We start from the raw sequence: 1059 nt of genomic DNA, 5'->3' as shown, positions 1-1059 counted from the left end.
AAGAGGCGTGAACGGTTACGTATATTGAGCTCCTAAGAAAAAGCAATCCACAATGGAGTTTAAATAAAGATCAATTTTATCCGTGGATCTTTCGTGGACATAATGATCATGATTACTCTCTAAAACCCTCTGTTTTTAGAAAGGACTTCAATATTAATGGCTATGCAAAAACAAACGAAATAATTAACGAATCACTTCGAGAAGTTGAAAACAAACTAAAAAAACTCCTTTAAATTTAATTAATCCTGTTAATGGAAATGAAATCGATGTTGAAATTAACTCTGTAATGATAAAAAGATTATCGAAACTTTTAAAGCAAGTAATAATTGAAAGATATTTTATTGAAAAATTTGCTTCAGAATCTATTAGGGTTAGACTACCTGTATCCAACTTTTACCCTTTTGGTAAACCCAGCATTCAAGATCAAGATTTAACCTCTTATTTCCCCCTTGACAGAACAAACGAACAAATAATTAATTATGGCGGATTTTTAGTAAGACACTTTAACAATAATGGTTGGGATTTGGATTTTCTATCTAGTGATACTGAATATTTTGATACTTCATTTTTAACGAGCAATACAATTGATTGGAACTTAATATGTACTGCACAACATGTCGGGATAAAAACAAGATTGTTAGATTGGACTTATAAACCATGGGTAGCTGCTTTTTTTAGTTGTTGGAAAATACAACAGAATCAAAAATCAAATAAAATATGCGTCTGGGCCTTTAATCCAACTACACTAAAAAATCAATTTAACGCTAATTTATATGAAGGCAGCTCAATTGAACTATTTAGTAAATTTTTGCCCTCAGAACACGATTTTTTGTATACGCAACAGGCAGTTTTAACTTTAATGGCTTTTGATAATTTCTATTATATTGATCATGGTGAATGGCCTGATTTAGTTTCATATCTTGAAAATCTAGTATCTCATAATAAAGATATAAAAGATGAAATTAAAAAAAATTTAATTAAAATAACTCTTAGCAAATCAGAAGCTAAGAAGTTAAAACGGGTGTGACCTCGCATTAATGTAAGAATATTTCTGAGCAC

The 1059-nt window shown here is 29.9% G+C and carries 2 protein-coding genes; both read left to right on the top strand.

Annotated elements, in window-relative coordinates:
- The first annotated feature begins 23 nt into the window (after positions 1-23).
- Positions 24-233, top strand: coding sequence for an FRG domain-containing protein (locus OK13_RS16265; protein WP_479463208.1), 210 nt, complete (start codon positions 24-26; stop codon positions 231-233).
- Between the two features lie 53 nt (positions 234-286).
- Positions 287-1027, top strand: a complete 741-nt coding sequence (locus tag OK13_RS13660; RefSeq protein WP_035891742.1) for an FRG domain-containing protein — start codon at positions 287-289, stop codon at positions 1025-1027.
- The last annotated feature ends 32 nt before the right edge of the window (positions 1028-1059 follow it).

This window comes from Legionella norrlandica, assembly GCF_000770585.1.
Lineage (GTDB): Bacteria > Pseudomonadota > Gammaproteobacteria > Legionellales > Legionellaceae > Legionella > Legionella norrlandica.
The sequence above is the reverse complement of the archived record's forward strand: the minus strand, read 5'-3'. Positions and strand labels throughout refer to the sequence as shown.